General features: G+C 66.4%; 14 protein-coding genes, 3 rRNA genes and 1 pseudogene. 6 read left to right on the top strand and 12 right to left on the bottom strand.

What is annotated here, in order from left to right:
• Positions 1–3 precede the first annotated feature (3 nt).
• Positions 4–321, bottom strand: a complete 318-nt coding sequence (locus OHT77_RS34550) for a hypothetical protein (RefSeq protein WP_328832324.1) — start codon at positions 319–321, stop codon at positions 4–6.
• 42 nt (positions 322–363) lie between these two features.
• Here OHT77_RS34550 and OHT77_RS34545 point away from each other — a divergent pair, with 42 nt between their 5' ends.
• Complete coding sequence (locus OHT77_RS34545; protein WP_328832323.1) at positions 364–711, top strand: SCP2 sterol-binding domain-containing protein; 348 nt, start codon at positions 364–366, stop codon at positions 709–711.
• On the opposite strand, the gene OHT77_RS34540 is transcribed toward OHT77_RS34545, so the two are convergent.
• From OHT77_RS34540 to OHT77_RS34525, 4 genes are all read right to left on the bottom strand, one after another.
• A complete protein-coding gene (locus tag OHT77_RS34540; RefSeq protein ID WP_443048225.1) occupies positions 695–1540 on the bottom strand; it encodes an ABC transporter ATP-binding protein in 846 nt (281 codons plus the stop codon). The genes OHT77_RS34545 and OHT77_RS34540 overlap by 17 nt on opposite strands.
• Positions 1541–1650: 110 nt before the next feature.
• Positions 1651–2706, bottom strand: coding sequence for a FecCD family ABC transporter permease (locus OHT77_RS34535; protein ID WP_328832321.1), 1056 nt, complete (start codon positions 2704–2706; stop codon positions 1651–1653).
• Positions 2703–3746, bottom strand: coding sequence for a FecCD family ABC transporter permease (locus OHT77_RS34530; RefSeq protein WP_328832320.1), 1044 nt, complete (start codon positions 3744–3746; stop codon positions 2703–2705). The genes OHT77_RS34535 and OHT77_RS34530 overlap by 4 nt, the downstream gene beginning before the upstream one ends.
• 95 nt (positions 3747–3841) lie before the next feature.
• A complete protein-coding gene (locus tag OHT77_RS34525; RefSeq protein WP_328832319.1) occupies positions 3842–4870 on the bottom strand; it encodes an HAD hydrolase-like protein in 1029 nt (342 codons plus the stop codon).
• A 72-nt stretch (positions 4871–4942) separates the two neighbouring features.
• Between OHT77_RS34525 and OHT77_RS34520 the strand changes: the two genes are divergently transcribed.
• A complete protein-coding gene (locus tag OHT77_RS34520) occupies positions 4943–6235 on the top strand; it encodes a DUF1015 domain-containing protein (protein WP_328832318.1) in 1293 nt (430 codons plus the stop codon).
• An 82-nt stretch (positions 6236–6317) separates the two neighbouring features.
• On the opposite strand, the gene OHT77_RS34515 is transcribed toward OHT77_RS34520, so the two are convergent.
• From OHT77_RS34515 to OHT77_RS34490, 6 genes and pseudogenes are all read right to left on the bottom strand, one after another.
• Positions 6318–7190 carry a hypothetical protein gene (locus tag OHT77_RS34515; RefSeq protein WP_328834430.1) on the bottom strand — a complete coding sequence of 291 codons (873 nt, stop codon included), beginning with the start codon at positions 7188–7190 and terminating at the stop codon, positions 6318–6320.
• A gap of 75 nt (positions 7191–7265) precedes the next feature.
• A pseudogene (locus OHT77_RS45090) lies at positions 7266–8270 on the bottom strand (hypothetical protein); the annotation flags it as partial.
• 654 nt (positions 8271–8924) lie between these two features.
• Positions 8925–9041: ribosomal RNA gene (rrf, locus tag OHT77_RS34505) — 5S ribosomal RNA — on the bottom strand.
• A 106-nt stretch (positions 9042–9147) separates the two neighbouring features.
• Positions 9148–12271: ribosomal RNA gene (locus OHT77_RS34500) — 23S ribosomal RNA — on the bottom strand.
• A gap of 309 nt (positions 12272–12580) precedes the next feature.
• Positions 12581–14106 (bottom strand): 16S ribosomal RNA (locus OHT77_RS34495).
• The 16S, 23S and 5S rRNA genes sit together here, the layout of an rRNA operon.
• 534 nt (positions 14107–14640) lie before the next feature.
• On the bottom strand, positions 14641–15282 hold the full coding sequence (locus tag OHT77_RS34490) for a DNA-3-methyladenine glycosylase (protein ID WP_328832317.1): 642 nt from the start codon (positions 15280–15282) through the stop codon (positions 14641–14643).
• A gap of 138 nt (positions 15283–15420) precedes the next feature.
• Here OHT77_RS34490 and OHT77_RS34485 point away from each other — a divergent pair, with 138 nt between their 5' ends.
• From OHT77_RS34485 to OHT77_RS34470, 4 genes are all read left to right on the top strand, one after another.
• A complete protein-coding gene (locus tag OHT77_RS34485; RefSeq protein ID WP_266767271.1) occupies positions 15421–16203 on the top strand; it encodes a sporulation protein in 783 nt (260 codons plus the stop codon).
• A 40-nt stretch (positions 16204–16243) separates the two neighbouring features.
• On the top strand, positions 16244–17014 hold the full coding sequence (locus tag OHT77_RS34480) for a transposase family protein (RefSeq protein WP_328826102.1): 771 nt from the start codon (positions 16244–16246) through the stop codon (positions 17012–17014).
• A 102-nt stretch (positions 17015–17116) separates the two neighbouring features.
• Positions 17117–17656 (top strand): YbhB/YbcL family Raf kinase inhibitor-like protein, encoded by a 540-nt coding sequence (locus tag OHT77_RS34475; protein WP_328832316.1) that lies wholly within the window; start codon positions 17117–17119, stop codon positions 17654–17656.
• Between the two features lie 145 nt (positions 17657–17801).
• Positions 17802–18308, top strand: coding sequence for an HNH endonuclease (locus OHT77_RS34470; protein WP_328832315.1), 507 nt, complete (start codon positions 17802–17804; stop codon positions 18306–18308).
• Between the two features lie 67 nt (positions 18309–18375).
• On the opposite strand, the gene OHT77_RS34465 is transcribed toward OHT77_RS34470, so the two are convergent.
• Entirely contained in the window at positions 18376–19341 is a 966-nt protein-coding gene (locus OHT77_RS34465) for an SPFH domain-containing protein (protein ID WP_328832314.1), read from the bottom strand.
• Positions 19342–19391 lie beyond the last annotated feature (50 nt).

Below are 19391 nucleotides of genomic sequence, written 5' to 3'. Positions count from 1 at the left end.
GGTTCAGCTCCTGTTGTCGTACGGCCTCGGGGGCACCGGAGGACCCGGGCGGGCGTCGAGCGCGGTGAGCGCGTCGCGCAGCCCCCGGTGTACATCCTCGTACACCTCGACATGTCCGTCCGTGGCGAGGTGGTCGGTGTCGGCAAGCCGCCCGAGCTGGGCGTCCACGTCGGCGTTGCCGCTCGGTGCGCGGTCCACGTGCAGGGGCGCGGGCGCGGCCGGGTCGTACGCGGGCTCCGCCTCCACAACGGCCTCCGGAACCGCCGCCGGAACACCCTCCGCTACGGCCCCGACCTCGGCCTCGGGCAATGAGTCGCTCATGCCCAGACGCTACCCCGAAGCCCTGGGGTACCGTCGATCACGATGGCAACGATCGAAGAGTGCCGTGCCGCACTCGAGAAGCTCTCGGACACCATGCAGAAGGCCGATGGGAATGTCCGCGCCGCCGCGGCCATGGACCGCTCGGTCAGCTGCCGGATCACCGACCTCGACACCACGTTCGTGGGCCGGCTCACCGGCGGCCGGATCGTGGTGGACGAGACCGTGCAGGGCCTTCCGGCGGAGAAGGCCCAGATCAGGCTGACCATGGCCGGCGACGACCTGGTGGCCATGGTCAACGGCGGCCTGAACTTCGCCAAGGCCTGGGGCTCGGGCCGGGTGAAGCTGGAGGCCAACGTGTTCGACCTGTTCCGCCTCAGGAAGCTTCTGTAGCCACCGCCGCGGCCCCCGCCCCGGCCGCGGCCCCCGCACGCGCGCGTGCCTTGCGCGCCGCCGGCACCACCAGCGGCGTCCCCGTCTCCGGGTCGTCGATGACCTGGCAGCGCAGCCCGAAGACCTCCTCGACCAGCTCGGCCGTGACGATGTCGCTCGGGGCGCCCTCCGCGATGACCGCGCCCTCTCGCAGCGCGATGAGGTGGGTGGCGTACCGGGCCGCGTGGTTGAGGTCGTGCAGCACCGCGACCAGCGTGCGCCCCTGCTCCTCGTGCAGCTCGGCACAGAGGTCGAGGACGTCGATCTGGTGCTGGATGTCCAGGTAGGTGGTCGGCTCGTCGAGCAGCAGCAGGGGCGTCTGCTGGGCCAGCGCCATCGCGATCCACACGCGCTGCCGCTGCCCGCCGGACAGTTCGTCGACATAGCGATCGGCGAGCTCGGCGACACCGGTCTGTGCCATCGACTCCTGTACGACCCGCTCGTCCTCGGCGGACCACTGGCGCAGGATGCCCTGGTGCGGGTACCGGCCGCGGCCCACGAGGTCGCCGACGGTGATGCCGTCGGGCGCGATGGACGACTGCGGGAGCAGCCCCAGGGTGCGCGCGACCTTCTTCGCCGGCATCGACTGGATGACCTGCCCGTCGAGCAGCACCCGGCCCTCGGTCGGCTTCAGCATCCGGGACAGGGCGCGCAGCAGCGTGGACTTGCCGCAGGCGTTCGGGCCGACGATCACCGTGAAGGAGTTGTCGGGTATCTCGACGGACAACTCACTGGCGATGACGCGCTGGTCGTAGGCGAGGGTGACGTTCTCGGCGGACAGACGGTTCACGGTGCTCCTTCGGTGGTTCTCGTTCGCCGAGGCGTTCGTAGGGGTGTTCGTGGAGAGGCTCGCGGGGACGGTCGTGGCGGCGCTCGTAGGAGTGGTGGCCCTGTCCCCACTCATATCCGGCCCGCCTTCCGCTCGGTGACCAGGAGCCACAGCAGGTAGACACCGCCGAGGACCCCGGTGACCACGCCCACGGGCAACTGGTCGGCGCCGAAGGCCCGTTGGGACGCCCAGTCGGCGGTGACCAGCAAGGTGGCGCCCATGCAGAGGGAGGGCACCAGGTTGGGACCCGGCGAGCGGGTCAGGCGGCGGGCGAGCTGCGGTGCCGTGAGGGCGACGAAACCGACGGGTCCCGCGGCGGCGGTCGCGGCCGAGGTGAGGAGCACGGCGGCCACCAACAGCAGCAGCCGTACGCGCTCGACGCGCACCCCTAGGGCGTACGACACGTCGTCGCCCATCTCCATCATCCGCAACCCGCGCCCGTTGGCGAGGACGAGCGGCAGGAGCACGGCGCACAGCGCGAGGAGTGGCCAGACCTGGGTCCAGTCGCGGCCGTTGAGGGAACCGGTCATCCACACGACCGCGCGGGCCGCGTCGACGAGGTCGGCCTTGGTGAGCAGATAGCCGTTGACGGCGGTGACCACGGCGGAGACGCCGATGCCGACCAGGACGAGCCGGTAGCCGTGCACGCCCTGCTTCCAGGCGAGCAGGTAGATCGCGAGCCCGGTCACCAGACCGCCGACGAGGGCCCCGAGGGTGACAGCGGTCGCGCTGCCGGAGAACAGCACGATCATGACGAGCGCCCCGGCCGTCGACCCCTGCGAGAGGCCGAGCACGTCCGGACTGCCCAGCGGATTGCGCGAGATGGACTGGAACAGCGCACCCCCGAGCCCGAGCGAGGCGCCGACCAGAAGGCCGACGAGGACGCGGGGCAGCCGCAGTTCCCTGACGATGAACTCCTGTCCCGCGTTTCCGCCGCCGAACAGCGTCTTGAGGACGTCACCGGGCGGGATCGGGAAGTCCCCGGTGCCGATCAGCACGACACTCGCCGCGAGCGCGCAGACCAGGAGAAGGACGACGACCGTGACGGCGCGGGGGTCGAGGCGCAGCGAGAGGCCGCCGGTCCGTACGGCTCGGGTACGGAGAGCCTGAGTGGGTGTGGCCTTCACAGCTGGGCCGTCCTCCGCCGTCGTACGAGATAGATGAAGACCGGCCCGCCGATGATCGCGGTGACGATGCCGACCTGGAGCTCCGCGGGCCGCGCGATCAGCCGGCCGAGCACGTCCGCCGAGAGCAGCAGTACGGGCGACAGGATCGTGGCGTACGGCAGGATCCAGCGCAGGTCGGGGCCAGTGAAGGAACGCACCACATGCGGGACCATCAGGCCGACGAAGACGATCGGGCCGCAGGCCGCGGTGGCCGCCCCGCACAGCACGGTCGCGGAGAGCATGGCGAGCGCGCGGGTGCGGTTGAGGTTGGCGCCGAGGGCGCGGGCGGTGTCGTCGCCCATCGCGACCGCGTTCAGGGGGCGGGCGAGCAGCAGCGCGACGACCGTGCCGACCGCGAAGAACGGCGCGACCTGGGTGATCGTCGAGCCGGTGGCCGAGGCCAGTGAACCGACCGTCCAGAAGCGCATCTTGGAGAGCGCCGCGTCGTCCATGATCATGACGGCCTGGAGGTAGCCGTAGAGCGCGGCGCTGATCGCGGTGCCGGCGAGGGCGAGGCGTACGGGGGTGGCGCCCCGGCTGCCGCCCAGGAACCAGACCAGCGCGCCGACGACGGCCGCGCCCGCGAAGGCGAACCAGACGTAGCCGGTCAGCGATGTGACACCGAAGTACGTGATCGCGGTGACGACGGCGGCGGAGGCGCCGGCGTTGATGCCGAGGAGGCCGGGGTCCGCGAGGGGGTTGCGGGTGAGCGCCTGGAGGACCGCGCCGGACAGGCCGAGCGCGGCACCGGCGAGCAGCCCGAGGACCGTACGGGAGATGCGGTCACCGACGACGACGTCCGCGTACGTCCCCGAGTCATGGAACAGGCCGTGCCACACATCCCCCAACGGCAGCGATTTCGCGCCGATCGCGATGCTCGCCAGGGCCACGAGGACCAGGAGCGCCGCCGAGGCGAAGAGCCCAAGGACACGTATCGCCCGGTGGGTTGGGGGCGCGGGGGCGGTCTCCGCGCGCTGTTCTGGGGGACTGTCGACCAACACGTGGTTAGGTTAGCCTACCCTCGCATGCGCTCCGGAGGCCGTGTCCCGCTCCCCCGCCGTTCAGCGCCCCGGGCGCTGGCCCCCGCCTCCCCCTGTCACAACTCCAGCTTCGCCAGCGCCTTCTCGGCGTCCAGCGTGCAGGAGCCGTCGCCCGCCGCCGCCCAGGCCGCCGCGCACAGGGCGCGCAACCCGTCCAAGGGCTCGCCGTCACCGTCGAGTTCCAGCCGGTCACGGCCCGCCGTCGCCGTCCAGCCACCGCACCGGAAGCCGTCTCCCGCCTCGGTGACCTCGGGCTGCCCGGTGAGCATGCCCCGCAGATCGGCGTCGACGTACGTCGGCCGGTGCTGCGGCGGCGCCGCGAGGAGCTGCGGGCCGTCGGTCACGCCGGTGAGGACGAGCAGCGAATCCACCTCGCCGTTGAACGCGCCCTCGATGTCCGTGTCCAGCCGGTCCCCGACCACCAACGGCCGCTTGGCGCCCGTCCGCAGGATCGTCTCCTTGTGCATGGGCGGCAGCGGCTTGCCCGCGACCTGCGGCTCGGCCCCGGTCGCTATGCGTACGACCTCCACCGCCGCGCCGTTGCCCGGGGCGATACCCCGTGCGCTCGGGATCGTCAGGTCGGTGTTGGACGCGAACCACGGCACCCCGCGCGCGATGGCGTAACAGGCCTCCGCGAACCGCGACCACACCAGGTCGGGGCCGCCGTAGCCCTGCGCGACGGCCACCGGCTCGTCGTCCGCCGAGTCGACGGGCTCGAGGCCGCGCTCACGCAGCGCGACCCGCAGGCCCTCGCCGCCGATCACCAGCACGCGGGAGCCCGCCGGCACCTGCTCGCTGATCAGCCGGGCGACGGCCTGCGCGGAGGTGATGACGTCGTCGGCACCGGTCGGTATGCCCAGCTCGGTGAGGTGGTCGGCCACCGCGTCCGGGGTGCGCAGCGCGTTGTTCGTGACGTAGGCCAGCCGCATCCCGCCCTCACGGGCGGTGGCGAGCGAGTCGACCGCGTGGGCGATCGCCTCACCCCCCGCGTACACCACCCCGTCGAGGTCGAGCAGCGCCGTGTCGTACGCCTCGCTCAGGGCCCGGCCACTGCCCTCGGGCCTCGTCCTGACGCTCTGGCTCATTCCACATCGCTCCTCGTTCGATCGCTTTCACCCGATCATCCCGCATGCCACTGACACACGTACGATGCCGGGATGAACACCGCAGGTCACTCGGAAGCAACGGAGCGCCGAGGCCTGGAACTCACCCCGTTCCGAGGCCTTCGCTACGACCCCGACCTGGTCGGCAGCCTGGCCGCCGTGACGTCCCCACCGTACGACGTCGTCGTACGCCCCGACGGCCTGCACCATCTCCAGGACTCCGACCCGCACAACATCGTCCGGCTGATCCTCCCGCAGGCCACCACCCCCAGTGCCCGCAACGAACAGGCCGCCGACACCCTGCATCGCTGGCTCTCCGAAGGCGTCCTCACCACCGACCCCGAGCCCGGCCTGTACGTGTACGAACAGCACGACGGCAACGGCCTGTTGCAGCGCGGTGTCATCGGCGCCCTGCGCCTGTCGGACCCCTCGGAGGGCGTGGTCCTGCCGCACGAGGACGTCATGCCGCACGTGGTCGCCGACCGGGCGGCCCTCATGCGCGCCACCTCGGCGAACTTCGAACCCCTGCTCCTGACGTACCGCGGCAACGGCACCCCGTCCGACACCACGACGGTCGTCGAGCGCATCGCCCAGGACCCCGCACTCCTGTCGACGACCACGGAGGACGGTTACAGCCACCGCCTCTGGTCGGTGACCGACCCCGCCGACCTGGCCCGTATCCAGCAGGACCTGGCCCATCACCAGGCCCTGATCGCCGACGGCCATCACCGCTGGGCGACGTATCGACGTCTACGCGCGGAGCATCCCTCCCCCAGCCCCTGGGACTACGGCCTCGTCCTCCTCGTGGACACGGCCCGCTACCCGCTCCGGGTCCGCGCGATCCACCGCCTCCTGCACGGCGTCCGGGTCTCCGACGCCCTCGCCGCCCTGGAGGGCCTGTTCCGCGTGCGGCACCTGGAGGTGCCCCTCGTGGAGGCCCTGGACGCCCTCGCCGACGCGGCCTGCGAAGGCAACGCCTTCCTCCTCGCGGGCGACGGTGCCTTCCACCTGGTCGACCACCCGGACCCGGACCTCCTGGCCCGCACCATCCCGGGCGACCGCCCGGCCGCGTGGCGCACCCTGGACGCGACGGTCCTGCACGCCACTCTCCTGGACCACGTCTGGCACATCCCTGAGGACGACCCGGCCCGCATCGCCTACATCCACGACACCGCCGCCACGGTCCGCAAGGCCGAACGCGACGGCGGTACGGCCGTGTTGATGCACCCCGTCCGCGAGGAGGTCGTCCGCGACCTGGCCCGCCAAGGCGTCACGATGCCCCGCAAGTCGACGTCCTTCGGCCCGAAACCGGCGTCGGGACTGGTGCTGCGCGCGCTCGACGACTGAGCCGCGGCCGACAACACCCGGAACGCGAAAGGGCGGGACCCCAGGTGCTGGGGTCCCGCCCTTGTCACTTCACTGACGTGGGTCAGTTCTTGTCGTCGTCGTCATCTTCTTTAAGAAGGACATCGTCCTTGACGACGTCTTCCTTGACGACGTCGTCCTTGGACTCGGCAGCGGCTTCGACACCGTCGTCCTCGTCGTCGTCCTCGATGTCGTCGTCCTCGTCGTCCAACTCGTCGACTACGGAGACGTCGTCCTGAGGCTCGACCTCGTCATCGACCTCCGCCTCGACCTCGGCCTCGGCGTCGGTCACGGTGTCGCTGTCGTCCTCGTCGTCCTCGACGAACGCGTCGACGAACTCGACCCCGTCGATCTCGGCGAGCCGGTCCGACGCGTCCGTGCTGCCGTCCTTGTCCGACTCCACGGCCTTGGCGAACCACTCCCGCGCCTCGCCCTCACGCCCGGCGGCGAGCAGGGCGTCGGCGTAGGCGTACCGCAGGCGCGCGGTCCACGGCTGCACGCTGTTCGAGGCCAGCTCGGGGCTCTGCAACGTGACGATGGCCGCGTCGAGCTGGTCCATGTCACGCCGGGCACCCGCCGCGACGAGCCGCATCTCGACCTGGCCGGCCTTGTCGAGCTTGTGCACCTCGGCGGCGCCGGCCATCTCCAGCGCCTTCTCGGGCCGCCCGAGCCCACGCTCGCAGTCGGCCATCACGGGCCACAGGTCGACAGTGCCGGTCATCCGCCGCGCGGCACGGAACTCGGCCAGCGCCTCGCTGTACTTCTGGTTGGCGTACGCCGCGAACCCGGCCGCCTCACGCACGGCGGCGACACGCGACGCCAGGCGCAGGGCGATCTTGGAGTAGGCGTAGGCGGCCTCGGGGTCCTCGTCGATGAGCCGGGCAACCATCACCAGGTTCTTCGAGACGTCCTCCGCGAGCCCCTTCGGCAGACTCATCAGCTCCTGCCGTACGTCCTTGTCGATCTCCTCGCCCGTGACGTCCTCGGGGATCGGCAGGCGCTTGATCGGCTCACGGTCGCGGTCCCGCTCGTCCCGGAAGCGGCTGCCGCCACCGCGGCGGTCGTCGCCCCGACGGTCGTCGCGCCGGTCGTCGCGGCGGGGGTAGCCACCGCGCTCGTCGTCACGCCGGAACGCGGGACGGTCACCACGGCTGTCGTCCCGACGGAAACCACCGGGACGCCCACCGCGCTCGCCGCCACGGTCATCACGTCGGTCATCGCGACGGGGACCCGACGGACGGTCGTCACGACGGGGAGCGGCGGAACGGTCGTCACGGCGGGGGTAGCTGCCCCGCTCACCGCGGTCGTCGTCACGCCGGAAGGCAGGACGCTCGCCCCGGTTGTCGCCACGGTCATCACGCCGGAACGGAGGCCGCTCACCACGGCTGTCGCCACGGTCGTCACGGCGGAAGGCCGGTCGGTCCCCACCACGGTCGTCACGACGCGGGGCGGCGGAACGGTCGTCACGGCGGGGGTATCCGCCACCGTCGCCACGGTTGTCGTCCCGACGGAAGGCAGGACGGTCACCGTCACGACGGTCGTCCCGACGGTCATCACGCCGGAAGGGCGGACGCTCGCCGCGGTCGTCGCGACGGAAGGGCGGACGCTCGCCGCGGCTGTCACCACGGTTGTCGCCACGGTCGTCACGACGGAACGGAGGCCGCTCACCACGGCTGTCATCGCGCCGGAAGCCACCACGGTCGCCGCCGCGGTCGTCCCTGCGGGGGCCGGCGGGGCGGTCGTCACGGCGAGGAGCGGCGGAGCGGTCGTCACGCCCACGGAACCCACCGCGATCGCCGCTGCCACGGTCATCGCTACGACGGTCATCGCGGCGGTCGTCGCGGCGGGGGTAGCTGCCCCGGTCACCGCGGTCGTCGTCACGCCGGAAGGCAGGACGCTCGCCCCGGTTGTCGCCACGGTCATCGCGGCGGAACGGAGGCCGCTCACCGCGATTGTCGTCACGCCGGAAACCGCCGCCGCTGCCACGGCTGTCGTCACGCCGGAACGGCGGACGCTCACCACGGCTGTCATCGCGCCGGAAGCCGCCACCGCGGTTGTCGTCGCGACGCTCGCCACCCCGGTTGTCGCTGCGGTCGTCACGACGGAACGCGGGCCGCTCACCACGGCTGTCGTCCCGACGGAAACCACCGGGACGCCCCCCGCGCTCGCCACCGCGGTCATCACGGCGGGGACCGGACGGACGGTCGTCACGACGAGGACCTGCGGGCCGGTCATCACGACGCGGGCCGGCGGAACGGTCGTCACGCCCGCGGTAACCACCGCGATCGCCACCACCACTGCTGCCGGCACCGCCACGGTCGTCACGGCGAGGGGCGCCGCCACGGCTGTCGTCACGACGGCCGTAGCCCCCGCGATCACCACCGCCGCCGCTGCCGCCGCGGTCGTTCCCACGGTCGTTGCTACGGCTCGGGCCTCCGCGGTACCCGCCACGGTCGCCGCGGTCACCACTGTCCCGTCGCCGCTCCTCGCGCTCGGGTCGGTCCTCGGGAGAGTTGGTGGACATCGGTGACTCCTGTCTTCGGTACCGCAAGTCATTCTCGCGCAGCCAGCTACGCGGCGCGCTCCGGACTGTGTTTCTGAAAGTTTCTGGAAAAACAAAAGGACCCCTGGTCCCAGCGTGAACGCTGGGACCAGGGGTCCTCCAAATATTGTTCGGCGGCGTCCTACTCTCCCACAGGGTCCCCCCTGCAGTACCATCGGCGCTGTAAGGCTTAGCTTCCGGGTTCGAAATGTAACCGGGCGTTTCCCTCACGCTATGACCACCGAAACCCTAATGGTTTCGAGCGAACAAGCACACTTTTCTGTTGTGTCGTTCAAGCTCTAGCCGACAACTGTTCGTTGTCTCAGAACTAACACAGTGGACGCGAGCAACTGAGGACAAGCCCTCGGCCTATTAGTACCGGTCACCTCCACCCATTACTGGGCTTCCAGATCCGGCCTATCAACCCAGTCGTCTACTGGGAGCCTTAACCCCTCAAGGGGGTGGGAACACTCATCTCGAAGCAGGCTTCCCGCTTAGATGCTTTCAGCGGTTATCCCTCCCGAACGTAGCCAACCAGCCATGCCCTTGGCAGAACAACTGGCACACCAGAGGTTCGTCCGTCCCGGTCCTCTCGTACTAGGGACAGCCCTTCTCAATGTTCCTGCGCGCGCAGCGGATAGGGACCGAACTGTCTCACGACGTTCTAAACCCAGCTCGCGTACCGCTTTAATGGGCGAACAGCCCAACCCTTGGGACCGACTCCAGCCCCAGGATGCGACGAGCCGACATCGAGGTGCCAAACCATCCCGTCGATATGGACTCTTGGGGAAGATCAGCCTGTTATCCCCGGGGTACCTTTTATCCGTTGAGCGACGGCGCTTCCACAAGCCACCGCCGGATCACTAGTCCCGACTTTCGTCCCTGCTCGACCCGTCGGTCTCACAGTCAAGCTCCCTTGTGCACTTACACTCAACACCTGATTGCCAACCAGGCTGAGGGAACCTTTGGGCGCCTCCGTTACTCTTTAGGAGGCAACCGCCCCAGTTAAACTACCCATCAGACACTGTCCCTGATCCGGATCACGGACCCAGGTTAGACATCCAGCACGACCAGACTGGTATTTCAACGACGACTCCACCCACACTGGCGTGTGAGCTTCACAGTCTCCCAGCTATCCTACACAAGCCGAACCGAACACCAATATCAAACTGTAGTAAAGGTCCCGGGGTCTTTCCGTCCTGCTGCGCGAAACGAGCATCTTTACTCGTAGTGCAATTTCACCGGGCCTATGGTTGAGACAGTCGAGAAGTCGTTACGCCATTCGTGCAGGTCGGAACTTACCCGACAAGGAATTTCGCTACCTTAGGATGGTTATAGTTACCACCGCCGTTTACTGGCGCTTAAGTTCTCAGCTTCGCCACCCCGAAGAGTGACTAACCGGTCCCCTTAACGTTCCAGCACCGGGCAGGCGTCAGTCCGTATACATCGCCTTACGGCTTCGCACGGACCTGTGTTTTTAGTAAACAGTCGCTTCTCGCTGGTCTCTGCGGCCACCCCCAGCTCATGAAGTAAATTCAATCACCAGTGATGGCCCCCCTTCTCCCGAAGTTACGGGGGCATTTTGCCGAGTTCCTTAACCATAGTTCACCCGAACGCCTCGGTATTCTCTACCTGACCACCTGAGTCGGTTTAGGGTACGGGCCGCCATGAAACTCGCTAGAGGCTTTTCTCGACAGCATAGGATCATCCACTTCACCACAATCGGCTCGGCATCAGGTCTCAGACTATGTGTGATCCGGATTTGCCTAGACCACGTCCTACACCCTTACCCCGGGACAACCACCGCCCGGGATGGACTACCTTCCTGCGTCACCCCATCACTCACCTACTAACCGCTTGGGCCGGCGGCTCCACCACTTTCCATTCCCCGAAGGGTCCGGAACGGCTTCACGGCCTTAGCATCACGATGCTCGATGTTTGACGCTTCACAGCGGGTACCGGAATATCAACCGGTTATCCATCGACTACGCCTGTCGGCCTCGCCTTAGGTCCCGACTTACCCTGGGCAGATCAGCTTGACCCAGGAACCCTTAGTCAATCGGCGCACACGTTTCTCACGTGTGTATCGCTACTCATGCCTGCATTCTCACTCGTGAACCGTCCACCACTAGCTTCCGCTGCAGCTTCACCCGGCACACGACGCTCCCCTACCCATCCCAGCACCCGTTGGGGCTTATTGCTGGAATGACACGACTTCGGCGGTACGCTTGAGCCCCGCTACATTGTCGGCGCGGAATCACTAGACCAGTGAGCTATTACGCACTCTTTCAAGGGTGGCTGCTTCTAAGCCAACCTCCTGGTTGTCTCTGCGACTCCACATCCTTTCCCACTTAGCGTACGCTTAGGGGCCTTAGTCGATGCTCTGGGCTGTTTCCCTCTCGACCATGGAGCTTATCCCCCACAGTCTCACTGCCGTGCTCTCACTTACCGGCATTCGGAGTTTGGCTAAGGTCAGTAACCCGGTAGGGCCCATCGCCTATCCAGTGCTCTACCTCCGGCAAGAAACACACGACGCTGCACCTAAATGCATTTCGGGGAGAACCAGCTATCACGGAGTTTGATTGGCCTTTCACCCCTAACCACAGGTCATCCCCCAGGTTTTCAACCCTGGTGGGTTCGGTCCTCCACGAAGTCTTACCTCCGCTTCAACCTGCCCATGGCTAGATCACTCCGCTTCGGGTCTTGAGCGCGCTACTAAATCGCCCTATTCGGACTCGCTTTCGCTACGGCTTCCCCACACGGGTTAACCTCGCAACACACCGCAAACTCGCAGGCTCATTCTTCAAAAGGCACGCAGTCACGACGAATTGAGTAAACTCAATGCGCGACGCTCCCACGGCTTGTAGGCACACGGTTTCAGGTACTATTTCACTCCGCTCCCGCGGTACTTTTCACCATTCCCTCACGGTACTATCCGCTATCGGTCACCAGGGAATATTTAGGCTTAGCGGGTGGTCCCGCCAGATTCACACGGGATTTCTCGGGCCCCGTGCTACTTGGGTGTCTCTCAAACGAGCCGTTGACGTTTCGACTACGGGGGTCTTACCCTCTACGCCGGACCTTTCGCATGTCCTTCGCCTACATCAACGGTTTCTGACTCGCCTCACAGCCGGCAGACTGTGAAAGAGAGATCCCACAACCCCGTATACGCAACCCCTGCCGGGTCTCACACGCATACGGTTTGGCCTCATCCGGTTTCGCTCGCCACTACTCCCGGAATCACGGTTGTTTTCTCTTCCTGCGGGTACTGAGATGTTTCACTTCCCCGCGTTCCCTCCACTTGCCCTATGTGTTCAGGCAAGGGTGACAGCCCATGACGACTGCCGGGTTTCCCCATTCGGAAACCCCCGGATCAAAGCCTGGTTGACGACTCCCCGGGGACTATCGTGGCCTCCCACGTCCTTCATCGGTTCCTGGTGCCAAGGCATCCACCGTGCGCCCTTAAAAACTTGGCCACAGATGCTCGCGTCCACTGTGCAGTTCTCAAACAACGACCAACCACCCATCACCCTGCCCTTACAGGCAAGTTCACTGGGGTCGGCACTGAAGGCAGCTTCACAGCCGTACCTTCAGACACCCAACAGCGTGCCCGGCCAGGATCCGTCCGGAGATCGTGCTTTCCACACTCTTGCGAGTAGTACTTGCAGTCTCCGACCCGTGATACCGGCCGAATAATCAACGTTCCACCCTTGAGCAACCAGCATCGAACATTCGCCGATGTACTGGCCTCTGACCGAGCGAACTCGGTTAGAAGTGCTCCTTAGAAAGGAGGTGATCCAGCCGCACCTTCCGGTACGGCTACCTTGTTACGACTTCGTCCCAATCGCCAGTCCCACCTTCGACAGCTCCCTCCCACAAGGGGTTGGGCCACCGGCTTCGGGTGTTACCGACTTTCGTGACGTGACGGGCGGTGTGTACAAGGCCCGGGAACGTATTCACCGCAGCAATGCTGATCTGCGATTACTAGCAACTCCGACTTCATGGGGTCGAGTTGCAGACCCCAATCCGAACTGAGACCGGCTTTTTGAGATTCGCTCCACCTCACGGTATCGCAGCTCATTGTACCGGCCATTGTAGCACGTGTGCAGCCCAAGACATAAGGGGCATGATGACTTGACGTCGTCCCCACCTTCCTCCGAGTTGACCCCGGCGGTCTCCTGTGAGTCCCCGTCACCCCGAAGGGCACGCTGGCAACACAGGACAAGGGTTGCGCTCGTTGCGGGACTTAACCCAACATCTCACGACACGAGCTGACGACAGCCATGCACCACCTGTACACCGACCACAAGGGGGGCACTATCTCTAATGCTTTCCGGTGTATGTCAAGCCTTGGTAAGGTTCTTCGCGTTGCGTCGAATTAAGCCACATGCTCCGCTGCTTGTGCGGGCCCCCGTCAATTCCTTTGAGTTTTAGCCTTGCGGCCGTACTCCCCAGGCGGGGAACTTAATGCGTTAGCTGCGGCACCGACGACGTGGAATGTCGCCAACACCTAGTTCCCACCGTTTACGGCGTGGACTACCAGGGTATCTAATCCTGTTCGCTCCCCACGCTTTCGCTCCTCAGCGTCAGTAATGGCCCAGAGATCCGCCTTCGCCACCGGTGTTCCTCCTGATATCTGCGCATTTCACCGCTACACCAGGAATTCCGATCTCCCCTACCACACTCTAGCTAGCCCGTATCGAATGCAGACCCGGGGTTAAGCCCCGGGCTTTCACACCCGACGTGACAAGCCGCCTACGAGCTCTTTACGCCCAATAATTCCGGACAACGCTTGCGCCCTACGTATTACCGCGGCTGCTGGCACGTAGTTAGCCGGCGCTTCTTCTGCAGGTACCGTCACTTTCGCTTCTTCCCTGCTGAAAGAGGTTTACAACCCGAAGGCCGTCATCCCTCACGCGGCGTCGCTGCATCAGGCTTTCGCCCATTGTGCAATATTCCCCACTGCTGCCTCCCGTAGGAGTCTGGGCCGTGTCTCAGTCCCAGTGTGGCCGGTCGCCCTCTCAGGCCGGCTACCCGTCGTCGCCTTGGTGAGCCATTACCTCACCAACAAGCTGATAGGCCGCGGGCTCATCCTGCACCGCCGGAGCTTTTAACCACAGACCATGAGGCCCGAAGTGTTATCCGGTATTAGACCCCGTTTCCAGGGCTTGTCCCAGAGTGCAGGGCAGATTGCCCACGTGTTACTCACCCGTTCGCCACTAATCCCCACCGAAGTGGTTCATCGTTCGACTTGCATGTGTTAAGCACGCCGCCAGCGTTCGTCCTGAGCCAGGATCAAACTCTCCGTGAATGTGTACCGGTTATCCGGTGATACATCACGAGAGCGGAACAGCCAGGCGGAATAAGCCCGGCCGTTCACAGCGTCCTCGCTGTGTATTTTCTTCAAAGGAACCTCGTCCCAACCGTCAGATGACAGTCGGAGACGGGGTATCAACATATCTGGCGTTGATTTTTGGCACGCTGTTGAGTTCTCAAGGAACGGACGCTTCCTTTGTACTCACCCTCTCGGGCTTTCCTCCGGGCTTCCCTTCGGTCTTGCGTTTCCGACTCTATCAGACCGTTTCCGGTGCCGATTCCCTGTCGGGGGGCTTTGCGAAAGGCTTTGGTTTTTCGTCCGTCGGCCTTTCGACATTCACTACGTTAGCCGATTCCCTCGGCAACTCATAATCGAGTTCCGCGAGTTCGAATTCAGGCATGCAGGCACGCCGAAATCGCCCTCAGCGAGGGAGAGTCGTAAGTAGTGGGTTGGCCGCTTCCGGCTGCAGGCGAACGCCGTACCCGGGTCAAGCGGCTCGGGCTACATTACGCACCCTGCCAAGACGCGTCAACTTGGCCGACGTCTCGGCGTATGTGCCCGATACGGGCTAACCGTAGGGTCGTTGGTGATCCAGAACCGCCACGGGTGGACCGCGCCCTCGCCGGAGACTCCGGTACGGGGGCCGCTGCTTACCTGATGGGAGGGCACCGGTGTACCGGTCAGCATCCTGATGGGTGTCTCGTCCGGGGTGCACGCGTCCGTGCCGTCCAGGGAGCGGTCGACGTCCAGGGCGGTGGCCAGGCGGGCGGGGCCTTTGGCCAGTTCTTTGTCATTTCGGGCCGAGAGTCGACGTTTGCGGGCGAGTTCGGCACCCTCGACGATCTCTCCGGCCCGGAGCAGGACCCCTCGTGCGGTGCCTTCGGGCCCGCACACCAGGTTCATGCAGTGCCACATGCCGTAGGTGAAGTAGACGTACACGTGACCGGGCGGACCGAACATCACGCCGTTGCGGGCCGTCGGTCCCCTGTACGCGTGGGACGCCGGGTCGTTGCCGCCGTCGTAGGCCTCGACCTCTGTGAGGCGCAGGACGATCGGGCCGTCGGGGGTCGTACGGACGACGATGCGGCCGAGGAGGTCGGGGGCGACCTCCAGGACAGGGCGGTCGAAGAACTCCCTGGGAAGGGGCATACGGTCCGGGGGCGCGATCATGGCGTCCGAGCGTAGTCCAACCGCGCTTGTGCCAAGGGGTGGTCAAGGTTCGGTCCGCTTGCCAGGGTGTGGCGCGGAACCGGGCGCGGCCGGTTCGCGTTTGTAGGGATCAAGGGTCCACACGTAAAGGGAGAGTCAATGGCGTTCAAGAAGCTGCTCGCGAGCCTGGGGGCCGGCGGGGCTTCGGTGGAGACGGTGCTGACCGAGGTCAACGTCGTTCCGGGCGGGGTCGTCCAGGGCGAGGTGCGGATCCAGGGCGGGTCCGTCGCCCAGGAGATCCAGGGGCTCTCGGTCGGACTGCAGGCCAAGGTCGAGGTCGAGAGCGGTGACCAGGAGTACAAGCAGGACATCGAGTTCACGAAGGTGCGGCTGGGCGGCGCCTTCGAGCTCCAGCCGGGGGCCGCGCACAACGTGCCGTTCGGTCTCGAGATCCCCTGGGAGACGCCGGTCACGATGATCGACGGCCAGTCGCTGCGCGGGATGCACATCGGGGTGAGCACGGAGCTGGCGATCGCCCGTGCCGTGGACTCCAGTGACCTCGACCCGGTCAACGTGCATCCGCTGCCGGCGCAGAAGGCTCTCCTGGACGCCTTCATCCAGCTGGGTTTCCGGTTCAAGAGCGCGGACATGGAGCGCGGGCACATCCGGGGGACGCGGCAGAAGCTGCCGTTCTACCAGGAGATCGAGTTCCAGCCGCCGTCGCAGTACCGCGGGCTGAACCAGGTGGAGCTGAGTTTCGTCGCCGACGAGAACGCGATGGACGTCATCCTGGAGATGGACAAGAAGCCGGGCCTCTTCAGTGAGGGCAGTGACACGTTCCGTTCCTTCCAGGTGGGTCTGCACGACTTCCAGGGGACTGACTGGGCGGCGTACCTGAACCAGTGGCTGTCCGAGGTCGGCAGCAAACGGAACTGGTTCTAAAGGGTGTTGCACAAGGCCGTGAACTGGGCATCTCCGGTGTATGGCAGGGGTGTTGAGGGCCGAACGGGTGTGGGTGGAGACATTCACCGGGCTGCAAGTGACGCAGTTCGCGCGTCTGTTGAAAGTGGTGCGGGAGCGGGGCGGTAACGGCACCCTGCGGGGCCGGCCATGGTCGCTGCCGCTGGCCGAGCGGGTGCTGGTGGTCGCGGTGTACTACCGCACCAATCTGACGATGCGGCAGCTGGGCCCGCTGTTCGGTGTCTCCTCCTCCACCGTGTGCCGGGTCATCCAACGACTGGGACCGCTGCTCGCGATCGAGCCCGTCTCCCGCCCGGCCGATGCCCCGGAACGCATGTGGATCGTGGACGGCACGCTGATCCCGCTCCGCGACCGGTCGGTGGCCGCATCCAGCCGCAACTACCGGTTCTCGGCGAACGTGCAGGTGGTCGTGGACGCGGACACGCGGCTGGTGATCGCGGCAGCACGACCGGTGCCGGGCACGACGGCGGACGCCCACGCCTGGCGTGCGTCCGGGCTGAGCCGACACTGTGAGGGCGTGACGGTGCTCGGCGACGGCGCCTACCTCAACTGCGGCATGGCGGTACCGCACCGCAAACGCCCCGGACGGGCTCTGCTCCCGGGCGAGGAGGACGACAACGCCGCCCACCGCAAGGTCCGCGCCCGCGTGGAACACGTCATCGGCCGCCTGAAGAACTACAAGATCCTCCGCGACTGCCGACAGCACGGCGACGGCCTCCATCACGCGGTCCAAGCCGTCGCCCACATGCACAACCTCGCCCTCGCATCATGACCAGAAGACTGTGCTCACCCACTCTGGCCTGCCCGAACACGGCCTTGTGCAACACCCTTTAGGCTCGGTATCCACTGAAGAAACCGATCAGGAGGTACCGAGGTGACCGAGCTCAAGCGGCGGCCGCTCCCCCATGACTTCCACCCGCCCGTGCCGTCGTTCACGGTGACGAGTGCGGACGTCGAGCCGGGGGCCACGCTCAAGGACGCTCAGGTCTACGCGGCCGGCAACACCTCGCCGCAGCTGCGGTGGGAGGGCTTCCCGCCCGAGACCAGGAGTTTCGCCGTGACCTGCTACGACCCGGACGCCCCCACGGGCAGCGGGTTCTGGCACTGGACGGTGTTCGACATCCCGGTCTCGGTGACGGAGCTGCCGGAGGGTGCGGGCAGCGGCAAGTTCGAGGGGCTGCCCGAGGGCGCCGTACAGGTGCGGAACGACTACGGGTCGAAGGACTTCGGGGGCGCCGCGCCGCCGCCCGGGGACGGGTCCCACCGCTATGTGTTCACGGTGTACGCCGTGGACACGGAGAAGCTCGGTCCGGACTCGGACGCCTCTCCCGCGGTCGTCGGATTCAACCTGCGGTTCCACACGCTGGCGCGCGCCCATGTGGTCGGTGAGTACGAGGTTCCCGCCGAAGACTGACGTTCATTGAACGTTTGCCCGCCTCTGGTCTTGGAATTGATCAGGGGCGGGCAGTTTTTATTGCGTTGTCCATCTCGGCGTGCCCGGCCAGAGTTGATCCAAGCCCGCCATGTGGTGGGCCGATTGCACATGGGAGGTGGGCTGGATGCGGGACACGCTGGTGCTGAACGCGAGCTTCGAGCCGCTGTCGACGGTGTCGTTGAATCGAGCCGTCGTTCTGGTGCTGCAGGACAAGGCTGTCGTCGAGCAGGCCCACCCCGAACTGCGCATGCGCGGAGCCGAGGTCGACATACCGGTCCCCCGGGTGATCCGGTTGTGCAGGTATGTGAGGGTGCCGTTCCGAAGACAAGCTCCGTGGTCGAGGCGCGGTGTGCTGGTCAGGGACCGGCACCGGTGCGCGTACTGCGGCAGGCGCGCGACGACGGTCGACCATGTGGTGCCGAGGGCGCAGGGCGGTCAGGACTCCTGGCTGAACACGGTGGCGTCGTGCGCGGAGGACAACCACCGCAAGGCGGCGCGGACCCCGGAGCAGGCGGGGATGCCGTTGCTGCGGCATCCGTTCGAGCCGACGCCTGCGGACGCGATGCTGTTGGCGCTGGGGACCGAGGACTTCGATGCCCTGCCGGACTGGCTGGTTCAGCCGGCCGCGTAGGGCATGTGAGCAGAACTGGGGCCCACCTCCCGCGAGAGGTGGGCCCCAGTGTCGTAGAGCGGGTCCGTCAGTCGATGGACGGCTTCTCGCGGCGTTGGCGTTCCGAATTGCCGCCGGAGCTACCGGAGTTGCCTCCGTCGTTGCCCGAACCGCCGCCGAACGGGCCCATGTTGCCCATCGCGCCGGAGAGGCCCTTGAGGGCGTCGCCGATCTCGCTGGGGACGATCCAGAGCTTGTTGGCGTCGCCCTCGGCGATCTTCGGGAGCATCTGGAGGTACTGGTAGCTGAGGAGCTTCTGGTCGGCGTCGCCGGCGTGGATCGCCTCGAACACCGTGCGGACTGCCTGGGCTTCACCTTCGGCGCGCAGGGCCGCGGCCTTGGCCTCACCCTCGGCGCGCAGGATCTGCGACTGCTTCTCACCTTCGGCGGTGAGGATGGCGGCCTGGCGGGTACCTTCCGCGGTGAGGATCGCGGCGCGCTTGTCACGGTCGGCGCGCATCTGCTTCTCCATCGAGTCCTGGATGGAGGTCGGGGGCTCAATTGCCTTGAGTTCCACGCGGTTTACGCGGATGCCCCACTTGCCCGTCGCCTCGTCGAGGACTCCGCGCAGCGCCGCGTTGATCTCCTCGCGGGAGGTCAGGGTGCGCTCCAGGTCCATGCCGCCGATGATGTTGCGGAGCGTGGTGACCGTCAGCTGCTCGATCGCCTGGATGTAGCTGGCCACTTCGTAGGTCGCGGCCCGCGCGTCCGTCACTTGGTAGTAGATGACCGTGTCGATGTTGACGACCAGGTTGTCCTGGGTGATCACCGGCTGCGGCGGGAACGGTACGACCTGTTCGCGCAGGTCGATGCGGTTGCGGATCGTGTCGATGAACGGGACGACGATGTTGAGTCCCGCGTTGAGTGTCCGTGTGTAGCGGCCGAATCGCTCCACGATCGCGGCACTTGCCTGCGGGATGACCTGGATCGTCTTGATCAAAGCGATGAAGACCAACACCACCAGGATGATCAAGACGATGATGACCGGTTCCATCGTGCTCCCCGTACCCTTCTCCGCCTCGGCGCTTTCGGAAGATCTTATGG

This window comes from Streptomyces sp. NBC_00252 (assembly GCF_036187565.1).
In the GTDB taxonomy this organism is placed as follows: Bacteria; Actinomycetota; Actinomycetes; order Streptomycetales; family Streptomycetaceae; genus Streptomyces.
The sequence above is the reverse complement of the archived record's forward strand: the minus strand, read 5'-3'. Positions and strand labels throughout refer to the sequence as shown.

Coding starts and splice junctions, on each gene's coding strand:
- OHT77_RS34550 (WP_328832324.1), bottom strand. CDS start 321: ATGAGCGACTCATTGCCCGAGGCCGAGGTCGGGGCCGTAGCGGAGGGT.
- OHT77_RS34545 (WP_328832323.1), top strand. CDS start 364: ATGGCAACGATCGAAGAGTGCCGTGCCGCACTCGAGAAGCTCTCGGAC.
- OHT77_RS34525 (WP_328832319.1), bottom strand. CDS start 4,870: ATGAGCCAGAGCGTCAGGACGAGGCCCGAGGGCAGTGGCCGGGCCCTG.
- OHT77_RS34520 (WP_328832318.1), top strand. CDS start 4,943: ATGAACACCGCAGGTCACTCGGAAGCAACGGAGCGCCGAGGCCTGGAA.
- OHT77_RS34515 (WP_328834430.1), bottom strand. CDS start 7,190: ATGAGTCTGCCGAAGGGGCTCGCGGAGGACGTCTCGAAGAACCTGGTG.
- OHT77_RS34490 (WP_328832317.1), bottom strand. CDS start 15,282: ATGATCGCGCCCCCGGACCGTATGCCCCTTCCCAGGGAGTTCTTCGAC.
- OHT77_RS34485 (WP_266767271.1), top strand. CDS start 15,421: ATGGCGTTCAAGAAGCTGCTCGCGAGCCTGGGGGCCGGCGGGGCTTCG.
- OHT77_RS34480 (WP_328826102.1), top strand. CDS start 16,244: ATGGCAGGGGTGTTGAGGGCCGAACGGGTGTGGGTGGAGACATTCACC.
- OHT77_RS34470 (WP_328832315.1), top strand. CDS start 17,802: ATGCGGGACACGCTGGTGCTGAACGCGAGCTTCGAGCCGCTGTCGACG.
- OHT77_RS34465 (WP_328832314.1), bottom strand. CDS start 19,341: ATGGAACCGGTCATCATCGTCTTGATCATCCTGGTGGTGTTGGTCTTC.